This is a genomic window from Mesorhizobium sp. M7D.F.Ca.US.004.03.1.1, assembly GCF_003998635.1.
GTDB lineage: Bacteria > Pseudomonadota > Alphaproteobacteria > Rhizobiales > Rhizobiaceae > Mesorhizobium > Mesorhizobium loti.
The window spans coordinates 1-2,004 of record NZ_RZQG01001022.1 but is presented as its reverse complement, the minus strand read 5'-3'; the positions used below and the strand labels follow the sequence as shown (position 1 = coordinate 2,004).

Sequence of the window (2,004 nt, the reverse complement as noted above, 5' to 3'; positions counted from 1 at the left end):
GTGTTCGACCCGCGCGTCGCGCGCGGCATCGCCGGCCATCTTGCCGGCGCCATCAACGGCGCCTCGGTGGCGCGCAAGACGTCGTTCCTGCGCAACATGATGGGCAAGCAGGTGGCCGCGTCCGCCATCACCGTCACCGACGAGCCGCTCCGGCGGCGTGGCCAGGCCTCGCGTCCGTTCGACGGCGAAGGCGTTGAGGGCGAAAAGCTGTTCATGGTCGAGAAGGGCGTGCTCAACCACTGGTTCCTGTCGACATCGGCCGCGCGCGAGCTTGGTCTGACCACCAATGGGCGCGGCGCGCGCGGTGGCTCTTCCGTGACGCCATCCTCCACCAATCTCGCCATAGAGCCTGGCGAGCGGTCGCCGGAAGAGCTGATCAAATCGCTCAAGACCGGCTTTTACGTCACCGAGGTGTTCGGCCAGGGTGTCGACATGGTCACCGGCGAATACAGCCGTGGCGCGTCCGGCTTCTGGATCGAGAATGGCGAACTGGCCTATCCGGTCGCCGAGGTCACAATCGCCTCGAACCTGAAGACCATGTTCCTCAACATGGTGCCTGCGAGCGATCTCGACCGCAATTTCGGCACCGCGGCACCGACGCTCCTGATCGAAGGCATGACCCTTGCCGGAGCATGACCTGACCACTGCCGGGGCCACTGAAGACTTGCCGCTGCTGCGCGATGCCGCCCGCGAGGCGGGGGTCATCGCCATGCGCTATTTCGGCAGCAAGCCGCAAGTCTGGATGAAGGGTGGCACATCGCCGGTCAGCGAGGCGGACCATGCCGCCGACGCCTATCTGCGCGAAACGCTGCTGGCAGCGCGACCGGACTATGGCTGGCTTTCGGAAGAAACAGTCGACGATCCGGTTCGGCTTTCGGCACGCCGCACCTTCGTCGTCGACCCGATCGACGGCACGCGCGGTTTCCTGGAAGGCCAGCGCACCTGGTGCGTCAGCGTTGCCGTTGTCGAGCGAGGCCGCACCCTGGCCGGCGTGCTGGAATGCCCGGCGATGGAGGAGACCTATTGGGCGCTGCCCGGCCAGGGCGCCTTCCGCAACGGCAAGCGCATTGCAGTGCGCGAGCTGGCGGATACGGCTGAGATTTCCGGGCTGAAGCAGTTGACCGACCTGATGCCGGCCGAATGGCGGGCGCGGCTGAAGCGGGCGCCCTACAGCCCCTCGCTCGCCTATCGGTTGGCCATGATTGCCAATGGCGCGCTGGATGGCACTTTCGTCAAACCGAACGCGCATGACTGGGACATTGCGGCGGCCGATCTCATCCTGCGCGAGGCCGGCGGCCAGTTGCTCGACCAGCGTGGCCGCGCTCCGCTCTATGCCGGCGAGGTGACCCGCCACGGCGCGCTTGCCGCCGGCAGCGGTGAATTGCTGGCCGTGCTCGCCGGCGTCATCGCCGGGCTGGATGCGTGAAAGCGTTTTCCTAAGCGAGGTGAATTCATCTCGCTCTAAAGGTTCCAAAGTCGGCGGCTTTGGTCTAGACCTGTCACAAACTCACGATATGTGAAGGACCGACATGGCCGCGGAAGACGGAAAGAAACAGCTTTTGCATCTGGTGTTCGGTGGCGAACTGAAGAAGCTTGGCGGCACCGATTTCCGCGATCTCGACGGGCTCGACATCGTCGGCATCTATCCGGACTATCAATCCGCGCACACGGCCTGGAAAGCCAAGGCGCAAGCCAGCGTGGACAACGCCCACATGCGTTATTTCGTCGTTCATCTGCATCGCCTGCTCGACCCCGACAACAAGGCTGCCGGTTGACTTCGATGGAGCATGATCTGGCGAAAGGGCCAGCGAACGAGGCCGCGCCCACGGGCAGGGGACGCAGCCGCACGACCAAGGCCTTCTGGCGCAAGATTCGCCAACCGCTGGCGCAGTCGCGATTCGTCAAGAACGCCATCGCCAGCCTGTTCGCCCAGTTCGTCCGGTTCGTGCGCCTCACCAATCGCCTCGTCGAAGGATCGGCGCGGTTTTCGGGCGGGGCCTATAC

3 protein-coding genes and 1 pseudogene are annotated in these 2,004 nt (G+C 64.9%); all 4 read left to right on the top strand.

Features of this window, described 5'->3' with window-relative positions:
* Positions 1-636, top strand: a 636-nt coding sequence (locus tag EN935_RS33325) for a metallopeptidase TldD-related protein (RefSeq protein ID WP_164771577.1), incomplete at its 5' end; no start/stop codon positions are given.
* The gene (locus EN935_RS33320; protein WP_127265237.1) at positions 623-1,426 is read left to right on the top strand and encodes a 3'(2'),5'-bisphosphate nucleotidase CysQ; all 804 of its coding nucleotides are present in this window, start codon (positions 623-625) and stop codon (positions 1,424-1,426) included. The genes EN935_RS33325 and EN935_RS33320, both read left to right, overlap by 14 nt.
* 103 nt (positions 1,427-1,529) lie before the next feature.
* Entirely contained in the window at positions 1,530-1,775 is a 246-nt protein-coding gene (locus EN935_RS33315) for a DUF4170 domain-containing protein (RefSeq protein WP_056593794.1), read from the top strand.
* Positions 1,776-1,780: 5 nt separating this feature from the next.
* A pseudogene (locus EN935_RS33310) lies at positions 1,781-2,004 on the top strand (hypothetical protein); the annotation flags it as partial.

Excerpts from the sequence above, each read along its gene's own strand:
- EN935_RS33315 (WP_056593794.1), top strand. The coding sequence starts at position 1,530 with ATGGCCGCGGAAGACGGAAAGAAACAGCTTTTGCATCTGGTGTTCGGT.